Source organism: Modestobacter sp. SYSU DS0290 (genome assembly GCF_054050955.1).
Genome location: NZ_JBJHAI010000003.1, coordinates 24,039 through 40,787, shown reverse-complemented (window position 1 = coordinate 40,787; position 16,749 = coordinate 24,039). Strand labels below are relative to the sequence as shown.

Genomic DNA, 16,749 nt, shown 5'->3' with positions numbered 1-16,749 from the left:
CCCGTGCTCCCCGCGCCGAGGCTGCCCGGCGCGGGGAGCGTGAGGTGCTGGAACGGCCTCGTTGCAGGGGCCCGCGCCGAGCGTCAGCGAGGCGTGGGGGGCAACGAGGTCCTTCCTCACGCGGGCTTCTCGGCCTCCCGGGCCTGGACCGCGTGGCCACCGAACTGGTTGCGCAGGGCGGCGACGGCCTTCATGGTCGGCGAGTCCTCCTGCCGGGAGGCGAAGCGGGCGAACAGCGAGGCGGAGATCGCCGGCATCGGCACGGCGTGCTCGATCGCCTGCTCCACGGTCCACCGGCCCTCGCCGGAGTCCTCCGCGTAGCCGGTGATCCTGTCCAGCGCCGGGTCCTCCTGCAGGGCGCGGACCAGCAGGTCCAGCAGCCAGGAGCGGATGACCGTGCCCTGGGTCCACGAGGCGACGACGCCGGGGACGTCCTCGATCAGGTCGGCGGCGGCCAGCAGCTCGTAGCCCTCGCCGTAGGCCTGCATCATCGCGTACTCGATGCCGTTGTGGACCATCTTGGCGAAGTGGCCGGCACCGCAGGGGCCGGCGTGCACGAAGCCGGCGCCGGGGATCGCGTCGCCGGACTCGTCGTGCGGCGTCGGCGGCTTCAGGGCGTCGAACACCGGCTGTGCCTTGGCGACGTCCTCGGCGCTGCCGCCGACCATCAGCGCGTAGCCGTTCTCCAGGCCCCAGACCCCGCCGGAGACCCCGGCGTCGATGTAGCCGATGCCCTTCGGCCCCAGCTCCTCGGCGTGCAGCTTGTCGTCGGTGAACTTCGAGTTGCCGCCGTCGATGACCACGTCGCCGGGGCTCAGCAGCTCGCCCAGCTCCCGGACCGTGGCCCGGGTGGGCTCCCCGGCGGGGACCATCACCCACACGATGCGCGGCCCCTCGAGGGCCGCGACCAGCGCCTCCAGGGAGTCGACGTCCCGCTTGCCGGGCGAGCGGTCGTACCCGACCACCTCGATCCCCGCGCGGCGCACCCGCTCCGCCATGTTGGCGCCCATCTTGCCCAGCCCGACCAGCCCCAGCTGCACGTCCGGTCCTCCTCCACGCTCGTCTCCCGCGGGGTCCCGCGGGTGGTCTCGGTGGGCGCACGCGACGCTGCGGGCCCAGCTCCCGGTTCGGTCCGGGATCTTCCTGCTCCATCGTGCTCGCCCCGCCCGGGGCACGCACGCCCGGCCCCGCTGCGGGGCCCTCGACCTCCGTCAGCCCGGCAGGCGCACCGGCATGATCAGGTAGCGGTAGCTGCCCGGTCGCTCGGCCGGCCGGGACGCCTCGCCGTCCTCGGCAGCGGGCTCCGGCACGCCGGAGAGCACGGCCGGCTTGAGCGCGGTGGTGAAGTCCATCCGCGCCCGCTCGGTGTGCACCGCGGCCAGCCCGTCGAGCAGGAACGTCGGGTTGAAGCCGATGGTCAGCGGCTCGCCGTCGAACTCGACGTCGCAGCGTTCCTCCGCCTGGCCCTCGTCGTCGGTGCCGCCGGCCCGCAGGGTGACCTGGCCGGGGGTGAACTCACAGCGCAGCGGGGTGCCCCGCTCGGCGACCAGCGCGACGCGCTTGGCGGCGTCGGTGAACAACCCGACCGGCAGCGTGGCGTAGGAGGCGGACTCGGTCGGCATGATCGCCCGGTACTTCACGAACTCGGCGTCCAGCAGCCGGGTGGTGGTCTGCCGGTCCTTGCCGGACAGGCCGAGGATGCCCTCGCCGGACCCGCTGGAGCTCAGCGACAGGACCACCTCGGGCCCGCTGGTCAGCGTCTTGGCGGCGTCGGCCAGGGTGCGCGCGGGCACCAGGACGGCGGCGGAGAGACCCGGGGTCTCCGGGCGCCAGGCGAACTCCCGCACCGCCAGGCGGTAGCGGTCGGTGGCGGCGAGGGTGACCATGTCGTCCTCGATCTCCAGCCGGACACCGGTGAGCATCGGCAGGGTGTCGTCGCGTCCCGCGGCGACCGCGACCTGGCCGACGGCCTCGGCGAAGGCGTCGCTGTCGACGACGCCGGCCGTGGACGGCAGGGAGGGCAGCGACGGGTAGTCCTCCACCGGCAGCGTCGGCAGGCTGAACCGGGCGTTGCCGCAGGAGATCGCCAGCCGGGCGCCCTCGGCGACGACGTCGACCGGGTGCGGCGGCAGGGCACGGGTGATCTCGGCCAGCAGTCGGCCGGGGACCAGGGTGCGACCGCTCTCCGTGGACTGGACGTCGACCTCGGAACGCGCAGAGACCTCGTAGTCGAAGCCGGAGACCGACAGCTGGTTGCCCTCGACCTCGAGCAGGATCCCGGCCAGGACCGGCACCGACGGCCGAGGCGGCAGGCTGCGCGCGGTCCAGGCGACGGCCTCGGCGAGCACCTCACGTGCCACCCGGAACTTCATGTGGAAACCCATCCCTGCTGTCGTCCGCCCGCTCGTGCGGCGGGGTGTGCGGCGCCCATCCTCTCCTGACCGGCCCCCTGTCTGACCAGTCCCCCGTGCGGTCGGTCCCTCAGCGGCTCTTCCCGTTGCGGCCGGAGGCCCCGGAACGCGGGCCGACCGGCCCCGGTCCGGGCCGTCCCCACCCAGAGTGTGGTTCGAGAACTCCTCGAGATAACTCCTTCATCCTCGTCATCACGCGTGTGGATCCTGGGGACTCGGCCTGTTCGTGCACGTCAGCCCGGGAACGGGCCTGTTGGCCCGCTGTGGGCCGATGACCGCCGTCCTGTGTCGACACGTGGACAACTCGACGGTTGTGCACCGTCGCCGTCCCCCGTCCACCCCGCGTCCCCTGCCCGCCCGCAGTGTCGTCCCCAGGTCGTGCCCAGGTCGTGCCCGGACCACCGTGCCGACCTCCGCCGTCCACCGGTGCCGGTTGACGACTTGTGGACAGAACGGGGACGACGACCGGACCGGGCCCCCGGAGGCCGTCCCCGTGCCGCGGGCGGCTGCGGGCCGCCCGCCGTCCACCTGCGGTGGAGCGCTGGGGACCCGATCTCCCCAACCTGTGCACAGATCTGGGGACAAGGCGACAAACGACGTCGGTGGGTGACGAGGGCACTCCGCCGCGTGGCGGCTGACGCAGGGCAGCACGACGGCCCGGACCGGGTCGTCGACCTGGTCCGGGCTGCTGCGGGGGACGACGGGACCGGTGCGGACCCGCCGGGACGTCACTGCCGGGCGCGGCTCTTGATCCGGGCGGTGAGCTCGGTGACCTGCGTGTAGGTGGCGCGGCGCTCGCTCATCAGGCCGGTGATCTTCTTGACCGCGTGCATGACCGTGGTGTGGTCCTTGCCGCCGAAGGAGGCGCCGATGCGCGGCAGCGACAACTCGGTGAGCTCCCGGCACAGGTACATCGCGATCTGCCGGGCGTTGACCAGCGTGCGGCTGCGGTTGGCCCCCTGCAGCTCCTCCATCGTCACGCTGAAGTACTCCGCCGTCGCGGCCATGATGATCGCCGCGGTGATCTGCGGACCCTGCTCGTCGCTGATCAGGTCCTTGAGCACCAGCTCGGCCAGCGCGAGGTCGACCGGCTGCTTGTTCAGGCTGGCGAAGGCGGTGACCCGGATCAGCGCGCCCTCGAGCTCGCGGATGTTGGTCTGCACCTTGCTCGCGATGAACTCCAGCACCGCGTCGGGGGCCTGCAGCCGCTCGCCCCACGCCTTCTTCCGCAGGATCGCGATGCGGGTCTCCAGGTCCGGCGCCTGGACGTCGGTGATCAGCCCCCACTCGAAGCGGGTGCGCAGCCGGTCCTCCAGCGTCGTCAGCTTCTTGGGGGCCCGGTCGGAGGTGATGACGATCTGCTTGCTGGCGTTGTGCAGCGTGTTGAAGGTGTGGAAGAACTCCTCCTGCGTCCGCTCGGCGCGTTCCAGGAACTGGATGTCGTCGATCAGCAGGAAGTCGATGTCCCGGTAGCGGCGGCGGAAGTCCTCGGCCCGGCCGGAGTGCACCAGGTTGATGAACTCGTTGGTGAACTCCTCGGTGCTGACGTAGCGCACCCGCACGTTGGGGAACATCCGGGCCGCGTAGTGGCCGATGGCGTGCAGCAGGTGGGTCTTGCCCAGCCCGGAGTCGCCGTAGATGAACAGCGGGTTGTAGGCCCGGGCCGGCGCCTCGGCGACGGCGACGGCGGCTGCGTGCGCGAACCGGTTGCTGTTGCCGATGACGAAGCTGTCGAAGACGTACTTGGGGTTCAGGCCCGGGTCCAGCCCCGCCGGACGCCGGTCGGCGAACAGCGGGACGGCGCCCCCGCCACGGCGGCGCTCCCCGCCCCGGTCGTCGGCCGGGCCGCGTCCGGCCAGCTGCTCGGCGTCGTCACCGGAGTCCCGGTCCCACGGGGCCAGCCGGCCCTGCACGCCCACTCCGATGCCCGTCTCCGCGCCGGTGGGCGACCACTCGGGGCCGACGTCCTCCCGCGGCGCGCCGCGGGACCAGTCCCGGCCGTCGCCGGACTCCGGCAGCCACACGCCGCGCTCTCCGGGGCCGGCCCGCCCGGTGTCCACCCGGTCGCCCTCACCTCGGATGGCGTCGGCGCGCACCCCGAAGGCGCTGCGGCCGTCGTCCACCCGGTCCCGGTCGGCCCGGTCCTCGGCGGCGCGGTCCTGGGCGGCGCGCTCGCGCTCGGCGGCGGTGCGCTCGGCGGGCGGCCACTCCGCGACCGGCTGCTCCGCGACCGGTCGCTCGCGCTCGGTCGGGGGCCAGCGCCGGTCGTCGTGGTCCGCGCCCTGGCGCGAGGCGGCCGGCGCTGACTGGGCCGGCGTGTCCTCCAACTGCACGGCGACCCGGATGGCCCGGCCGAACTCCGCCGACAGCGCCTCGGCCAACTGCATCCGCATCCGGGACTCGAGCACCGTCTGGGTGAACTCGTTGGGGGCGGCCAGCACCGCGGTGTCCTCGACCAGGCCCAGCGGGCGGGTCAGTTCGAGCATGGCCTTCTGCTGGGGGGACAGGCTGCTGGAGAGCCGCTCGCGGATCTGGTCCCAGACCGTGGCCAGGTCGACCGGGGAGTCGGCCATCGTCTGTGTCCCTTCCCGTTCCTCAGGTCCTCGCTCCGCATCCGTCGTCCACAGGCCGGTCCGTGCCCGGAGGAGCCTGTCGGTCCCCCCGTACGGTCCCCAGGTGTGGACGCGGGGCGGTGGTGTTCCACATGAGTGTCCACAGTCTGTGCACGCCCGGCGACGCGTGGCCCGGCAGCCACCGGGGCCGGCGGTCGGACGCGGCGTCCTCGCTGGTCGGCGCCCGGACGAGGGGTCCCGGGGAGAGCTGGCGAGCGGCTGGCCGGCGGGGCGGGTGGTCGACCCGGGACCCTGTCGTCCAACGCGGAGCGACGGCGACGCTAACAGCCCCGTCCACAGCCGGGCAACGACGGCGACCCGGATGCCGGGGCGCCGACCGCGCCCGCGGCGGCGTGTCCGGCCCCACTCCGCCGGTCACCGGTGCACCATGGCGGGTCGGGCCAGCACCGCAGACCCCTCGGGCTCTCGGCTATGCTGGTTCGACAGCTGTGGACGGCGCCCTGCGCAAGGTGGGCCCGCACAGCGCCAGCAGCAAGTAGCAGCAAGTGCCAGCACCAGCGTGGCAGCGGCGCCCGACCGGGTCCGTGCCGCATCGATGTCGTCAGCAGTGGGAGTACCTCGTGAGCAAGCGCACGTTCCAGCCGAACAACCGCCGCCGGTCCAAGACCCACGGCTTCCGGCTGCGGATGCGCACCCGGGCCGGTCGCGCGATCCTCGCCGGCCGTCGCCGCAAGGGTCGCGACAAGCTCTCCGCCTGAGGTGCTGCCCGCGCAGGCACGCCTGCGCCGGCGGCCGGAGTTCACCGTGGTCATGCGGTCCGGCCGGCGTGCCGGCCGCCCGACCCTGGTGCTGCACTACCTCTCCGAACGGCCCGTCGCCCGGGTCGGGGGCCCCGCTGCCCCGGACTCCGGGCCACGGGCCGGTTTCGTGGTCGGCAAGACCGTGGGCAACTCCGTCTGTCGGCACCGGGTGACCCGCCAGCTGCGGCACCTGGTCGCCGCGCGGCTGGACCGCCTCCCGGCGACCGCCGACCTGGTGGTCCGCGCCCGGCCGGAGGCGGCCGGTGCCGACTCCACCGCACTCGGGCGCGACCTGGACAAGGGCCTGGACCGGCTGCTCGGGTCCCGCTCGTCATGAGCGGCTCCCCCGCCCGGGCCCTGCTGGCCGCGGTGCGCTTCTACCAGCGGGCGATCAGCCCGGTCTTCCCGCCGCGCTGCCGCTTCCACCCCAGCTGCAGCGCCTACGCGGTCGAGGCGCTCGAGGTGCACGGCGCCGGGCGCGGCACCTGGTTGGCGCTGCGCCGGCTGGGCCGCTGCGCCTCCTGGCACCCGGGCGGGGCCGACTTCGTCCCCGAGCGGCGCGGAACCGGAGAGACCACCCACTCGTCGTGCACTGCGGCGCAGCCGTTCGAGCAGTCCGGGGAGCCCGAGGCCCCAGGCACCGCCGAGGCGCGCCGACCCGACAGTGCACCCCCGCCGGCTCCCCGCCGGTCTGCGCAGCAGGAGGCTGGCGTTGCTTGACTGGCTGTACACCGCGATCGCGTGGGTGATGAAGCAGTGGCACGCACTGTTCTCCACGTTCCTGGACCCGGCCGGTGGCATCACCTGGGCGCTGTCGATCGTCTTCCTGGTCATCACGATCCGGCTGCTGCTGTTCCGCCTGTTCGTGAAGCAGGTGAAGTCCCAGCGCGCGATGCAGGAGATCCAGCCGGAGATCCAGAAGCTGCGCAAGCAGTACGGCAGTGACAAGCAGGGCTTCAGCCAGGCGATGATGGCGCTGCAGAAGGAGCGCGGGGTCAACCCGCTGGCCAGCTGCCTGCCGATCCTGCCGCAGATCCCGGTCTTCATCTCGCTGTTCCACGTGCTGCGCCGGCTCGCCCCGGGCAAGGACGGTCTCTACAGCTGGGACGACCCGCTCACCGACCAGGCCGCCAAGGCGGACCTCTTCGGTGCGCCGATCTCCAGCTCGTTCAACATGGCCGAGCCCAAGGCCAGCCAGATCCTCGCGCTGGAGGGCGTCACCTACACCAGCATCCGGATCGTCGCGTTCGTGCTGATCGTCGTCATGTGCCTGACGACCTTCTTCACCCAGAAGCAGATCCAGAAGCGCTCGGGCCCGGTCGAGGGCCAGGCCGCGATGATCCAGAAGCTGCTGCTGTACGGCATGCCGCTCAGCCTCTTCGTGACCGGCTTCTTCTTCCCGGTCGGTGTGCTCATCTACTGGTTCACGAACAACCTGTGGACCATGGGCCAGCAGTTCTACATCCTCAAGAAGCTGCCCCCGCCCGGCTCGCCGGCCGCGCTGGCCAAGGCCGCCGCCGACAAGCCGAAGGTCGACCCGAAGGCGCTGGCCCCCAAGCCCGGCGCCAAGCCGGTGCGCCCCAAGCCCGGCCGCCCCGCCACCGCCGCGCCCGACTCCACCGTCGACGGCTCGACGGCCCAGCCCCCGGCGCCGCCGACCTCCGGCAACGGCTCGGGGCCCACCGGTCCCACCAGCGGTGGGAGCACGGCGGCCGGCGGCAGCGCCAACGGCCGTCCGAACGGCGGCGCGAAGCCGCGCGCGGGTGGCGGCGGCAGCAGCGGCCCGGCCAACCGCGGCAAGCGCAAGCGACGCTGACGCCGGCGGCGCACCCGGGCTGCGGCCTGCGCGGTGCCCGTCCTACCGACCACCGGGTACGCCCGGCCGCCTGCACGACACCGGAGGACCGAACGTGACTGCACCCGACAGCGACACCGCCGCGACGGCCGAGGCCACCTCGGACGCAGTGCTCCCCCAGGTCGGGGGCAGCGGGGACCCCGCGCTCCCCGACGCCGACCCCGCCTCGGCGGACGCCGTCGTCGAGCCCGTCGACACGATCGACGACGGCGATGACGACGACCAGGACGACGACGCCGACGACGCAGACGGCCTGCTCGTCCGCGAGGGCGACGTCGCCGGGGACTACCTGGAGCGGCTGCTGGACATCCTCGACGTGGACGGCGACATCGACCTCGACGTCGAGGGCGACCGCGCGTCCGTGGCCGTGGTGGGTGGCCAGCTCAAGACCCTGATCGGCCCCGACGGCGCCACCCTCGAGGCGCTGCAGGAGCTGACCCGGCTGGCCGTTGCCCAGTCGACCGGCGTCCGTAGCCGGCTGATGCTGGACATCGGCGGGTTCCGCGCCAAGCGGCGCGCAGACCTCACCAGCCTGGCGGCTGCGGCTGCCGAGCGGGTCGCGCAGAGCCGGCAGCCCGAGCGGCTCGCCCCGATGAACCCGTTCGAGCGCAAGGTCGTGCACGACGTCGTCGCCGCGGCCGCCGGGGTGCGCAGCGAGTCGGAGGGCGAGGAGCCGAACCGCCGCGTCGTGGTCCTGCCCGACGCGTGAGCGAGGTCGACCCGGCGGGCGGGGGGTCCGAGAACCGAGACGTCCTAGTTCCGGATCCGCCGCCGGTGGCCGAAGGGGTCTTCGGACCCGCCCTGCAGGCGGCCGCTGCCTACGTGGCGAAGCTCGCCGGGGACGGGGTGACCCGTGGGCTGATCGGGCCCCGGGAGGTCGAACGGCTCTGGGAGCGGCACGTGCTGAACAGCGCCGCGCTGGCCGAGGTGGTCCCCGAGGGAGCTCGCGTGGTCGACGTCGGCAGTGGGGCCGGGCTGCCCGGCATCCCGCTGGGCCTGGCCCGACCGGACCTGCAGCTGGCCCTGGTGGAGCCGATGGCCCGGCGGGTGGAGTTCCTCGCCGAGGTGGTCGCCGCTCTGGACCGCCCGTGGCAGGTCGTCCGTGGCCGCGCGGAGGAGCGGGCTGTGGTCCGGGCCGTGGGGCCGGTCGACGTCGTCACCGCCCGGGCCGTGGCGCCGCTGCCCCGACTGGTCGGCTGGTGTCGTGGGCTGTTGCATCCGGGGGCCCAGTTGATCGCCCTGGTGGGTGCGCGCGCGGCCGAGGAGGTCCCTGCCCTGGTCCCCGAACTCGAGGCGGCGGGGATGCGCGACGTCTCCACGCGGGCCGTCGGTGTCGGGCTCGGTGCCGCAGCCACTACCGTGGTGCTGATGACGCGGGCCGGCACTCCCCGCCCACCCCGCTGAACAGCTCAACCGCGTTCCACGTGGAACACGACGGCGACGACCTCGCCGTTCCACGTGGAACGCAGTCCGTGAGGAGGACGCACCGATGACGGACCCGGGCGAGCGGCTGCGCACCAGCCTCGCCGCCGATCAGGCAGTCGGTGCCGAGTTCGACAGCCCGATCGCCGCCGAGGCGATGCGGGCCACACGCGTGCTGCACGCGGCCGACCAGGACCCCTTCCCCCGGCCTGGCCGGATCCGGGTGATCACCGTGGCCAACCAGAAGGGTGGCGTCGGGAAGACCACCTCGACGGTCAACCTCGGGGTCGCGCTGGCGATGTACGGGCTGCGGACCCTGGTGATCGACCTCGACCCGCAGGGGAACACCAGCACCGCCCTCGGTGTCGAGCACACCGTCGGGACGCCGTCCATCTACGACGCCCTGGTCAGCGACGCCACCCTCGCCGAGGTGACCCACCCGACGACCGCCAGCCCGAACCTGCACTGTGTCCCGGCCACCATCGACCTGGCCGGTGCGGAGATCGAACTGGTCTCCGTGGTCGCCCGTGAACACCGCCTGCGCCGCTCGATCGAGGGATACCTCGACGGGCTGCCCGCGGAGGAGCGGCCGCACTACGTGCTGATCGACTGCCCGCCGTCGCTGGGTCTGCTCACCCTCAACGCGCTGGTGGCCGGCGACGAGGTGCTCATCCCCATCCAGTGCGAGTACTACGCGCTGGAGGGGTTGGGGCAGCTCCTCTCCAACATCGATCTGGTGCGGGCACACCTCAACCCCGGGATCTCGGTGAGCACCATCCTGCTCACCATGTACGACGGCCGGACCAAGCTCGCCGACCAGGTGGCCGACGAGGTGCGCAACCACTTCGGGGACCTGGTGCTGACCGCCGTCATCCCCCGCAACGTCCGGGTGAGCGAGGCGCCGGGCTACGGGCAGTCGGTGCTCACCTACGACCCGGGGTCGCGGGGCTCGACGAGCTACGTGGAGGCCGCCCGGGAGCTCGCCATGCGCGGCGCCCGGCTGGCCCCCGCCGAGCAGCCACCGGCGCAACCGCAGACGGCGGCCCAGCCTGCCGTCCGCCCCGTGCCCCCACCTCCCCCGCCGCCGCCGGCGGTGGCCGCTCTGGTGCTGGGTGAGCCGGTCGCCGGCCCTGCCCCGGGTGGACGGCATGCCACATGAGCACCGTCCGCCCCACGAGCCCCACCTGGGCGCCGCTGCGGCGCTCCGGCATCGGTTGTTCCACCCCCGCGCCGCACCGGCGGCCGGGCAGCAGCGAGGAGAACCAGTGACCAAGCGCGGCGGACTCGGCCGGGGCCTCGCGGCCCTGATCCCCACCAGCGCCCCGGCGCCCACGGCGACGCCCGCGGCCCGCGCTGCGGAAGCGGCCGAGGCAGAGGCGGCGAACGTCGGCGCCCCGGACCAGGACGCTCCTCCCCCGCCCACCTCGCTGACCGAGCGCGCCGCGGCCCGCGACGCGGCTGTGGCGGTGGAGCCGGTCGCCGGGGTGCCCGGCGCTCAGCTGCGTGAGGTGCCGGTGGGCGACGTCGTCCCCAACCCCAAGCAGCCCCGCCAGGTCTTCGACGACGAGGCGTTGGAGGAGCTGGCCCACTCCGTCCGTGAGTTCGGCCTGCTCCAGCCCATCGTCGTGCGTGAGGCAGGCGAGGGCCGATTCGAGCTGATCATGGGCGAGCGCCGGCTGCGCGCCGCCCGTGCCGCGGGTCTGGAGGCGGTGCCGGCGATCGTCCGGGACACCACCGACGACGCCATGCTGCGCGATGCGCTGCTGGAGAACATCCACCGCGTCCAGCTCAACCCGCTCGAGGAGGCTGCCGCCTACCAGCAGCTGCTGGAGGAGTTCGGCGCCACGCACGAGGAGCTGGCGGCCCGCATCGGCCGCAGCCGCTCGCAGGTCACCAACACCATCCGGCTGATGAAGCTGCCGGTGAAGGTGCAGACCCGCGTTGCCGCGGGCGTCATCTCCGCCGGCCACGCCCGGGCGCTGCTGGGACTCCCGGACGCCGAGGCGCAGGACGCCCTCGCCACTCGGATCGTCGCCGAGGGCATGTCGGTGCGGGCCACCGAGGAGGCCGTCGCGCTGGCCGTCGCCGAGAGCCCCACGGCCGCCCGGCGATCGCAGCGCAAGATCAGCGCCCCCGGCGTCGAGGACCTCGCCGGTCGCCTGTCCGACGTCTTCGAGACCAAGGTCAAGGTGCAGATCGGCCGCGCCAAGGGGCGCATCGTCGTCGAGTTCGGCTCGGTGGACGACCTGCAGCGGATCGTCGGCATGATGGCGCCGGACATCACCGGGCGCAGCACCGCAGACTGACGAAGGGCCCCGCTGCCCGCCAGGGCTCACCCGCTCGCCGCGGGGGCCGGCAAGCGGGTCCGCCAGCTGGTTGCGTCACTGACGCAACCAGCTGGCGCTCAGCCTCGGCTCGCGGCGCGGGTCAGCAGGTGGCCGAGCACGTCGCCCAGCCGGTGCCCGGCGGCCTCGACGGCCATCGGGAACATCGAGGTCTCGGTCAGGCCCGGGGAGACGTTGACCTCGAGGAAGTGCACCGTGCCGTCGGGGGAGACGATCGCGTCGGTGCGAGACAGGTCGGCCAGCCCCAGCACCCGGTGCACCTGCAGCGCCACTTCGGCCGCCCGGGCCGCGACCGCGTCGTCGACGCGCGCCGGGGCGTGGTACTCGGTGAGCCCGGGCGTGTACCGGGAGGTGTAGTCGAAGACGCCGGACTCGGGGGCGATCTCCACCGCCGGCAGCGCCTGCGGCCCGTTGCCGAGGTCGACCACGGACAGCGCCAGCTCGACCCCGTCGACGAACCGCTCGACCATCACCGTGTCGCCGTAGGCGAAGCAGCTCACCATCGCGGCCGGGAGGTCCTCCACCCGGCTGACCTTCTGCACGCCCAGGGACGATCCGCCGGTGGCGGGCTTGACCATCAGCGGGAGCCCCAGGCGGGCCACGATGAGGTCGAGCACCGCACCGGCGCCCAGCTCGCGGAAGGTGCTGTGCGGCAGGGCCACCCAGTCCGGCGTCGCCACGCCGGCCGAGCCCACCACGGACTTCGCGGCCGGCTTGTCCCAGGCGAGCCGGCACGCCGCCGCCGGGGAGCCGACGTAGGGCACCCCCGCCAGGTCCAGCACCGCGCGCAGGGCGCCGTCCTCACCGGTGGCACCGTGCAGGGCGATGAACACCGCGTCGACCGGCGCTGCGGCGAGCCCGGGGAGCAGCTCCGCGTCGGCGTCGTGCAGCTCGGCGTCCACGCCGGCGCGGGTCAGGGCCTCGACGACCTGACTGCCCGAGGAGAGGCTGACCTCGCGCTCGAAGGTCAGCCCGCCGGCGAGCACCAGGGCGCGCAGGGGGTGCTGGTCGGCGCCGGTGGCCTCCACCGGTGCGGCGGCCGGCTCGGTCATGGCTGACGGTCTCCACTCTGGTCGCTGTTGGACGGACCGATGACGGGGGGTGTGTCGGCCCGCACCGCGCGGAAGGTGCCGGTGTCGACGCCGTCGAACGTCGAGTGCAGGTCGAGCTCGGCCTCGATCACCCGGGCGAGGCGGCGGACGCCCTCACGGATCTGGTCGGGCTCGGGGTAGCAGTAGGACAGTCGCATGTACTCGGTGCCCCCGCCGTCGGCGTAGAAGCCGATCCCGGGCACGTACGCCACGTGGGCGGCCACCGCGCGGGGCTGCATGAGCTTGGCGTCCAGGCCGTGCGGCAGCTTCAGCCAGACGTAGAAGCCACCTTCGGGCCGCGTCCAGGTCGTGCCGGCCGGCATGAGGGCGCTCAGCGACTCCAGGGTGGCGTCGCGGCGCTCGCGGTACAGCTCGGTGAACACCTTGATCTGCTCGCGCCAGGGCTGGGTGTCGAGGTACCGGGCGACGGCGTACTGGGTGAGCGAGGGAGGGCAGAGCACCTGCGCCTCGGTGGCCAGCACGAGCTTCTCGCGCACCGCCAGCGGCGCCAGCACCCAGCCCACCCGCAGGCCGGGCGAGAAGGTCTTGGAGAAGGACCCGAGGTAGATGACCCGCTCGTCGTCGCGGGCCCGCAGCGCGCGCATCGGCTCACGCTCGAAGCCCAGCAGGCCGTACGGGTTGTCCTCGATCACCAGCAGGTCGTACTGCTCGGCGATGGCGATGACCTGCTCGCGGCGGGGCTCGCTCAGCGTGACGCCGGCCGGGTTGTGGAAGTTGGGCACCGTGTAGAGGAACTTGACCCGGTCACCGCGGGCGCGGCACTCCAGCAGCGCCTGCTCCAGGGCCTCCGGGATCAGCCCGTCGTCGTCCATCGCGACGTGCCGCACCTGGGCCTGGGCGGCCTGGAACACCCCGAGCGCGCCGACGTAGGACGGCGCCTCGGCGAGGATGACGTCGCCCGGGTCGATGAACACCCGGGTGACCAGGTCCAGCCCCTGCTGCGAGCCGACGGTGACCACGACCTCGCTGGGTGAGGCGTCGGTGATCCCCTCCAGCGCCATGACGTCGCAGATCCGCTCGCGCAGGCGCGGGTCGCCCTGGCCGGAGCCGTACTGCAGCGTCTGCGCGCCCATGCCGGAGACCAGCTCGCCGATCATCGAACCGACGGCGTCCAGCGGGAGTGCGCTCACCGCGGGCATGCCGCCGGCCAGCGAGACCACCTCCGGGCGGCTGACCACGGAGAACAGCGCGCGGATCTCCGAGCTCTTCATCCCGTGGGTGCGTGCTGCGTACCGGTCTGCCAGCGGGTCCAGCCGCGGGTGGCGGGGGTGGACGTGCGGGGACGCACCGGTGGAGTGCGCCCCGGCCTGACCGGATCCGGGCACAGGTGGGGTCACCTTTGGCAGTGTAAGCCGTACCCGTGGCCGCGTCGGGCCCTCGGGGTCATGCCCGGGCGGGGAGCAGGAACGTGCCGGTCGGCGGATCGGCCTCGGCCGGCAGGAACAGCCGCTGGACGGCGGCCACGACGGCCTGGGCCACCGTGCTGCGCAGCCGGGCGTCGAGCAGCAGCAACCGGTCGACCGGGTGGGAGAGGTAGCCGCAGTCGACGCGGACGGCGGGCATCCGGGTCATCCGCAGGATGTCCCAGGTCTTGGGGTGCGAGCCGCAGTCCAGCATCCCGGTGCGGGCGATGATCTCGCGGCGCACCAGGTTGGCGAACTGCTCGCCCACGGTGGAGCTCGCCCCGGAGCCGGTGCCGTAGTAGTAGCTGGCCACGCCGCGGGCGTGCGCAGAGCCGTGCGCCTCCATGTGCAGGGAGAGGAACAGGTCGGCGCGGGCGTCGTTGGCGAACGCGGTCCGCTCGGTGGCGCTGGGGTCGCCGGTGCGGCCGCGGCTGAGGTAGACCGTGGCGCCGGCCGCGGCCAGCCGCCCCTCGATCCGGGAGGCGAGGTCGAACACCAGGTCGGCCTCCGTCGTCTCCCCGGCGGTGAAGCCGGTGTCCTGGCCGCCGTGGCCCGGGTCGATGACGATGACCCGGCCGATCAGGTGCGGCCCGGACTCCACCAGGGACGCGCTCTGCCGCAGCAGCTGCGGCCGGCCGCCGGTGACCCGGCGGCCCAGCTGCTTGAGGGCGCGCAGCGTGGCCGGTCCGCAGGTGCCGTCGGCGGTCAGGCCGTAGTCGCGCTGGAAGGAGCGCAGCCCGGTCTCGGTCTCCGGGCCGAGGATGCCGTCAGCGCGGCCCGCGTCGTACCCGAGTTCGAGCAGCAGCTCCTGCAGCCGGCGCACGTCGTCGCCGCGGGCGGGGTGCTCGGGGTCGTGGCGGAGCAGTCGGTCGCCCAGCGACCAGCGCGCCTCGGTCAGCGCCCGGTAGGTCTCCTCGCCGACCCGGCCGTCGACGGACAGGCCGCGGACCTGCTGGAAGTGCCGGACCGCGAGCTCGGTGACGTCGTCGTACTCCCCCGCGGCCGGCTGGCTGGCCAACAGGTCCAGGGTGCGGAGCACCGCCTGCACCTCCGCCACTGCCGGGCCTGAGCTGCCGGGTCGCAGGACGTCCATGCGGGAGTCGTCTCTCCTGTTCGCGGGTCGGCCGCTCGCCGGGGATGGCGGGCACCGTCGATTGTGGCTGGTGGAGCTCCGCGGCGCGCGCACCGGGTGACCGGGGGCCCGCGATCCGGTGACGGGCGGACACCGAACGGGTGACCGGCCGGAGTCCAACCGGGGAGACGACGAGGCCCGCCGGTCCGGGGACGGGCGGGCCTCACCGAGGTGGTGCTCGGGTGCCGGCACGGTGGCCGGCGGGTGGCTCAGATGTAGTCGGACAGGTCCGACAGGATGGCGCCCTTGGGCTTGGCGCCGATGATGCTCTTCACCGGCTTGCCGCCCTGGAAGACCGTCATCGTGGGGATCGACATGACCTGGTAGTCGCGCGCGATCTGCGGGTTCTCGTCGATGTTGAGCTTGGCGATCGTGAGCTTGTCGGCGTGCTCGGCGGCGATCTCCTCGAGCACCGGCGCGACCATCTTGCACGGGCCGCACCACTCGGCCCAGAAGTCGACCAGCACGGGCTTGTCGCTGCCCAGCACGTCACTGGCGAAGCTGGCGTCGGTCACGGTCACGGTGTTCTTGCCTGCCATGGTGCTGCTCCCTGGGGTAGCTCGGGTGTCCGTCTGGTCAACAGGCGGACGGGTTGGTCTATGCCCGCCGCCGCTCAGCGCTCGTCGAAGGTCTCGGCGAGCCAGCGCTCGGCGTCGATCGCCGCCTTGGCGCCGGTGGCGGCGGAGGTGATCGCCTGCCGGTAGATCTTGTCCACGACGTCACCGCAGGCGAAGACGCCGTCGATGTTGGTCCGCGTGGTCGGGTGCTCGGCGACGATGTAGCCCTCGTCGTCCAGCTTGAGCTGGCCCGCGAACAGCTCGGTGCGCGGGTCGTGGCCGATGGCCACGAACAGGCCGGTGACCGGGAGCTGCTCGGTGCTGCCGGTCTCGACGTCGGTCAGCTCGACGGCGGAGACGGCGTTGTCGCCGTGCACGTCGGTGACCTGCTTGCCCAGCGCCCAGCGGATCTTCTCGTTGTCCTGGGCGCGCTTCTGCATGATCTTGGAGGCACGCAGCTCGGTGCGGCGGTGCACCACGGTGACCGACTTGGCGAAGCGGGTGAGGAAGGTCGCCTCCTCCATCGCGGAGTCGCCACCGCCGACCACGACGATGTCCTGGTCGCGGAAGAAGAAGCCGTCGCAGGTGGCACACGCCGAGACGCCGTGGCCGAGCAGTCGCTGCTCGTTGTCCAGACCCAGGTACCGGTACTTGGACCCGGTGGCCACGATGACCGCGTGCGCGCGGTGCTCCGTGGAGCCGACCTTGACGATCTTCGGGCTGGCCGTGAGGTCGACCTCGGTCACGTCGGCAGGCACCAGTTCGGCGCCGAAGCGCTCGGCCTGGGTGCGCATGTCGTCCATCAGCTGGGGGCCCTGGATGCCCTCGGGGAACCCGGGGAAGTTCTCCACCTCGGTGGTGGTCATCAGCGCGCCGCCGAACTGCGAGCCCTCGAACACCAGCGGGTGCAGGTTCGCCCGGGCTGCGTAGGTGGCTGCGGTGTACCCGGCCGGGCCGGACCCGATGATGATCAGGTCACGGACCCCGTCGTGCTCCGCCGGCGGGATGGCCGGGTGGGCCGGGTCGGTGGAGACGGCGGGGCCGGGGGTGGGCTGGTCACTCGTCACGGGGCGCACAACGGACAGCGTAGGGCCGCCATTCCCCGGTGCCAGGCCCGCCACCCACGAGGCGGAAACCGC

Annotated in this window: 16 protein-coding genes; 8 read left to right on the top strand and 8 right to left on the bottom strand. The window is 73.4% G+C overall.

Features of this window, described 5'->3' with window-relative positions:
- Window positions 1–116: 116 nt before the first annotated feature.
- The 3 genes from gnd to dnaA form a co-directional block, all read right to left on the bottom strand.
- Complete coding sequence (gnd, locus tag ACI795_RS04640) at window positions 117–1,040, bottom strand: phosphogluconate dehydrogenase (NAD(+)-dependent, decarboxylating) (protein WP_457074047.1); 924 nt, start codon at window positions 1,038–1,040, stop codon at window positions 117–119.
- Between the two features lie 171 nt (window positions 1,041–1,211).
- On the bottom strand, window positions 1,212–2,372 hold the full coding sequence (gene dnaN / locus ACI795_RS04635; RefSeq protein WP_457074046.1) for a DNA polymerase III subunit beta: 1,161 nt from the start codon (window positions 2,370–2,372) through the stop codon (window positions 1,212–1,214).
- Between the two features lie 767 nt (window positions 2,373–3,139).
- Window positions 3,140–4,984 carry a chromosomal replication initiator protein DnaA gene (gene dnaA / locus ACI795_RS04630; RefSeq protein WP_457074045.1) on the bottom strand — a complete coding sequence of 615 codons (1,845 nt, stop codon included), beginning with the start codon at window positions 4,982–4,984 and terminating at the stop codon, window positions 3,140–3,142.
- A 620-nt stretch (window positions 4,985–5,604) separates the two neighbouring features.
- On the opposite strand from dnaA, the gene rpmH reads away from it, so the two are divergent.
- The 8 genes from rpmH to ACI795_RS04590 all read left to right on the top strand — a co-directional run bounded on the left by rpmH (window position 5,605) and on the right by ACI795_RS04590 (window position 11,367).
- Window positions 5,605–5,742 carry a 50S ribosomal protein L34 gene (gene rpmH, locus ACI795_RS04625; protein ID WP_056296149.1) on the top strand — a complete coding sequence of 46 codons (138 nt, stop codon included), beginning with the start codon at window positions 5,605–5,607 and terminating at the stop codon, window positions 5,740–5,742.
- A gap of 1 nt (window position 5,743) precedes the next feature.
- A complete protein-coding gene (gene rnpA, locus ACI795_RS04620; RefSeq protein ID WP_457074044.1) occupies window positions 5,744–6,121 on the top strand; it encodes a ribonuclease P protein component in 378 nt (125 codons plus the stop codon).
- Window positions 6,118–6,504, top strand: coding sequence for a membrane protein insertion efficiency factor YidD (gene yidD, locus ACI795_RS04615; protein WP_457074043.1), 387 nt, complete (start codon window positions 6,118–6,120; stop codon window positions 6,502–6,504). Before rnpA ends, yidD begins: the two co-directional genes overlap by 4 nt.
- Window positions 6,497–7,600 carry a membrane protein insertase YidC gene (gene yidC / locus ACI795_RS04610; protein ID WP_457074042.1) on the top strand — a complete coding sequence of 368 codons (1,104 nt, stop codon included), beginning with the start codon at window positions 6,497–6,499 and terminating at the stop codon, window positions 7,598–7,600. Before yidD ends, yidC begins: the two co-directional genes overlap by 8 nt.
- A 94-nt stretch (window positions 7,601–7,694) precedes the next feature.
- The gene (locus ACI795_RS04605) at window positions 7,695–8,348 is read left to right on the top strand and encodes a Jag family protein (protein ID WP_457074041.1); all 654 of its coding nucleotides are present in this window, start codon (window positions 7,695–7,697) and stop codon (window positions 8,346–8,348) included.
- A gap of 65 nt (window positions 8,349–8,413) precedes the next feature.
- On the top strand, window positions 8,414–9,043 hold the full coding sequence (gene rsmG, locus ACI795_RS04600) for a 16S rRNA (guanine(527)-N(7))-methyltransferase RsmG (RefSeq protein WP_457074040.1): 630 nt from the start codon (window positions 8,414–8,416) through the stop codon (window positions 9,041–9,043).
- 85 nt (window positions 9,044–9,128) lie between these two features.
- Window positions 9,129–10,220: a ParA family protein gene (locus tag ACI795_RS04595; RefSeq protein ID WP_457074039.1), complete on the top strand. Its 1,092-nt coding sequence runs from the start codon at window positions 9,129–9,131 to the stop codon at window positions 10,218–10,220.
- Between the two features lie 106 nt (window positions 10,221–10,326).
- Window positions 10,327–11,367 carry a ParB/RepB/Spo0J family partition protein gene (locus ACI795_RS04590; protein ID WP_457074038.1) on the top strand — a complete coding sequence of 347 codons (1,041 nt, stop codon included), beginning with the start codon at window positions 10,327–10,329 and terminating at the stop codon, window positions 11,365–11,367.
- 98 nt (window positions 11,368–11,465) lie between these two features.
- Here ACI795_RS04590 and ACI795_RS04585 read toward each other — a convergent pair whose 3' ends face one another.
- The 5 genes from ACI795_RS04585 to trxB form a co-directional block, all read right to left on the bottom strand.
- Window positions 11,466–12,458 carry a D-alanine--D-alanine ligase family protein gene (locus tag ACI795_RS04585; protein ID WP_457074037.1) on the bottom strand — a complete coding sequence of 331 codons (993 nt, stop codon included), beginning with the start codon at window positions 12,456–12,458 and terminating at the stop codon, window positions 11,466–11,468.
- Window positions 12,455–13,855, bottom strand: a complete 1,401-nt coding sequence (locus ACI795_RS04580) for an aminotransferase-like domain-containing protein (RefSeq protein ID WP_457074036.1) — start codon at window positions 13,853–13,855, stop codon at window positions 12,455–12,457. Before ACI795_RS04580 ends, ACI795_RS04585 begins: the two co-directional genes overlap by 4 nt.
- A gap of 46 nt (window positions 13,856–13,901) precedes the next feature.
- Window positions 13,902–15,014, bottom strand: coding sequence for an N-acetylmuramoyl-L-alanine amidase (locus ACI795_RS04575; protein WP_457074035.1), 1,113 nt, complete (start codon window positions 15,012–15,014; stop codon window positions 13,902–13,904).
- 248 nt (window positions 15,015–15,262) lie between these two features.
- On the bottom strand, window positions 15,263–15,592 hold the full coding sequence (trxA, locus tag ACI795_RS04570) for a thioredoxin (protein WP_222195707.1): 330 nt from the start codon (window positions 15,590–15,592) through the stop codon (window positions 15,263–15,265).
- Window positions 15,593–15,666: 74 nt separating this feature from the next.
- On the bottom strand, window positions 15,667–16,686 hold the full coding sequence (gene trxB / locus ACI795_RS04565) for a thioredoxin-disulfide reductase (protein WP_457074034.1): 1,020 nt from the start codon (window positions 16,684–16,686) through the stop codon (window positions 15,667–15,669).
- Window positions 16,687–16,749: the final 63 nt, after the last annotated feature.

Coding starts and splice junctions, on each gene's coding strand:
- dnaN (WP_457074046.1), bottom strand. CDS start 2,372: ATGAAGTTCCGGGTGGCACGTGAGGTGCTCGCCGAGGCCGTCGCCTGG.
- dnaA (WP_457074045.1), bottom strand. CDS start 4,984: ATGGCCGACTCCCCGGTCGACCTGGCCACGGTCTGGGACCAGATCCGC.
- trxA (WP_222195707.1), bottom strand. CDS start 15,592: ATGGCAGGCAAGAACACCGTGACCGTGACCGACGCCAGCTTCGCCAGT.
- yidD (WP_457074043.1), top strand. CDS start 6,118: ATGAGCGGCTCCCCCGCCCGGGCCCTGCTGGCCGCGGTGCGCTTCTAC.
- ACI795_RS04595 (WP_457074039.1), top strand. CDS start 9,129: ATGACGGACCCGGGCGAGCGGCTGCGCACCAGCCTCGCCGCCGATCAG.
- ACI795_RS04575 (WP_457074035.1), bottom strand. CDS start 15,014: ATGGACGTCCTGCGACCCGGCAGCTCAGGCCCGGCAGTGGCGGAGGTG.
- ACI795_RS04585 (WP_457074037.1), bottom strand. CDS start 12,458: ATGACCGAGCCGGCCGCCGCACCGGTGGAGGCCACCGGCGCCGACCAG.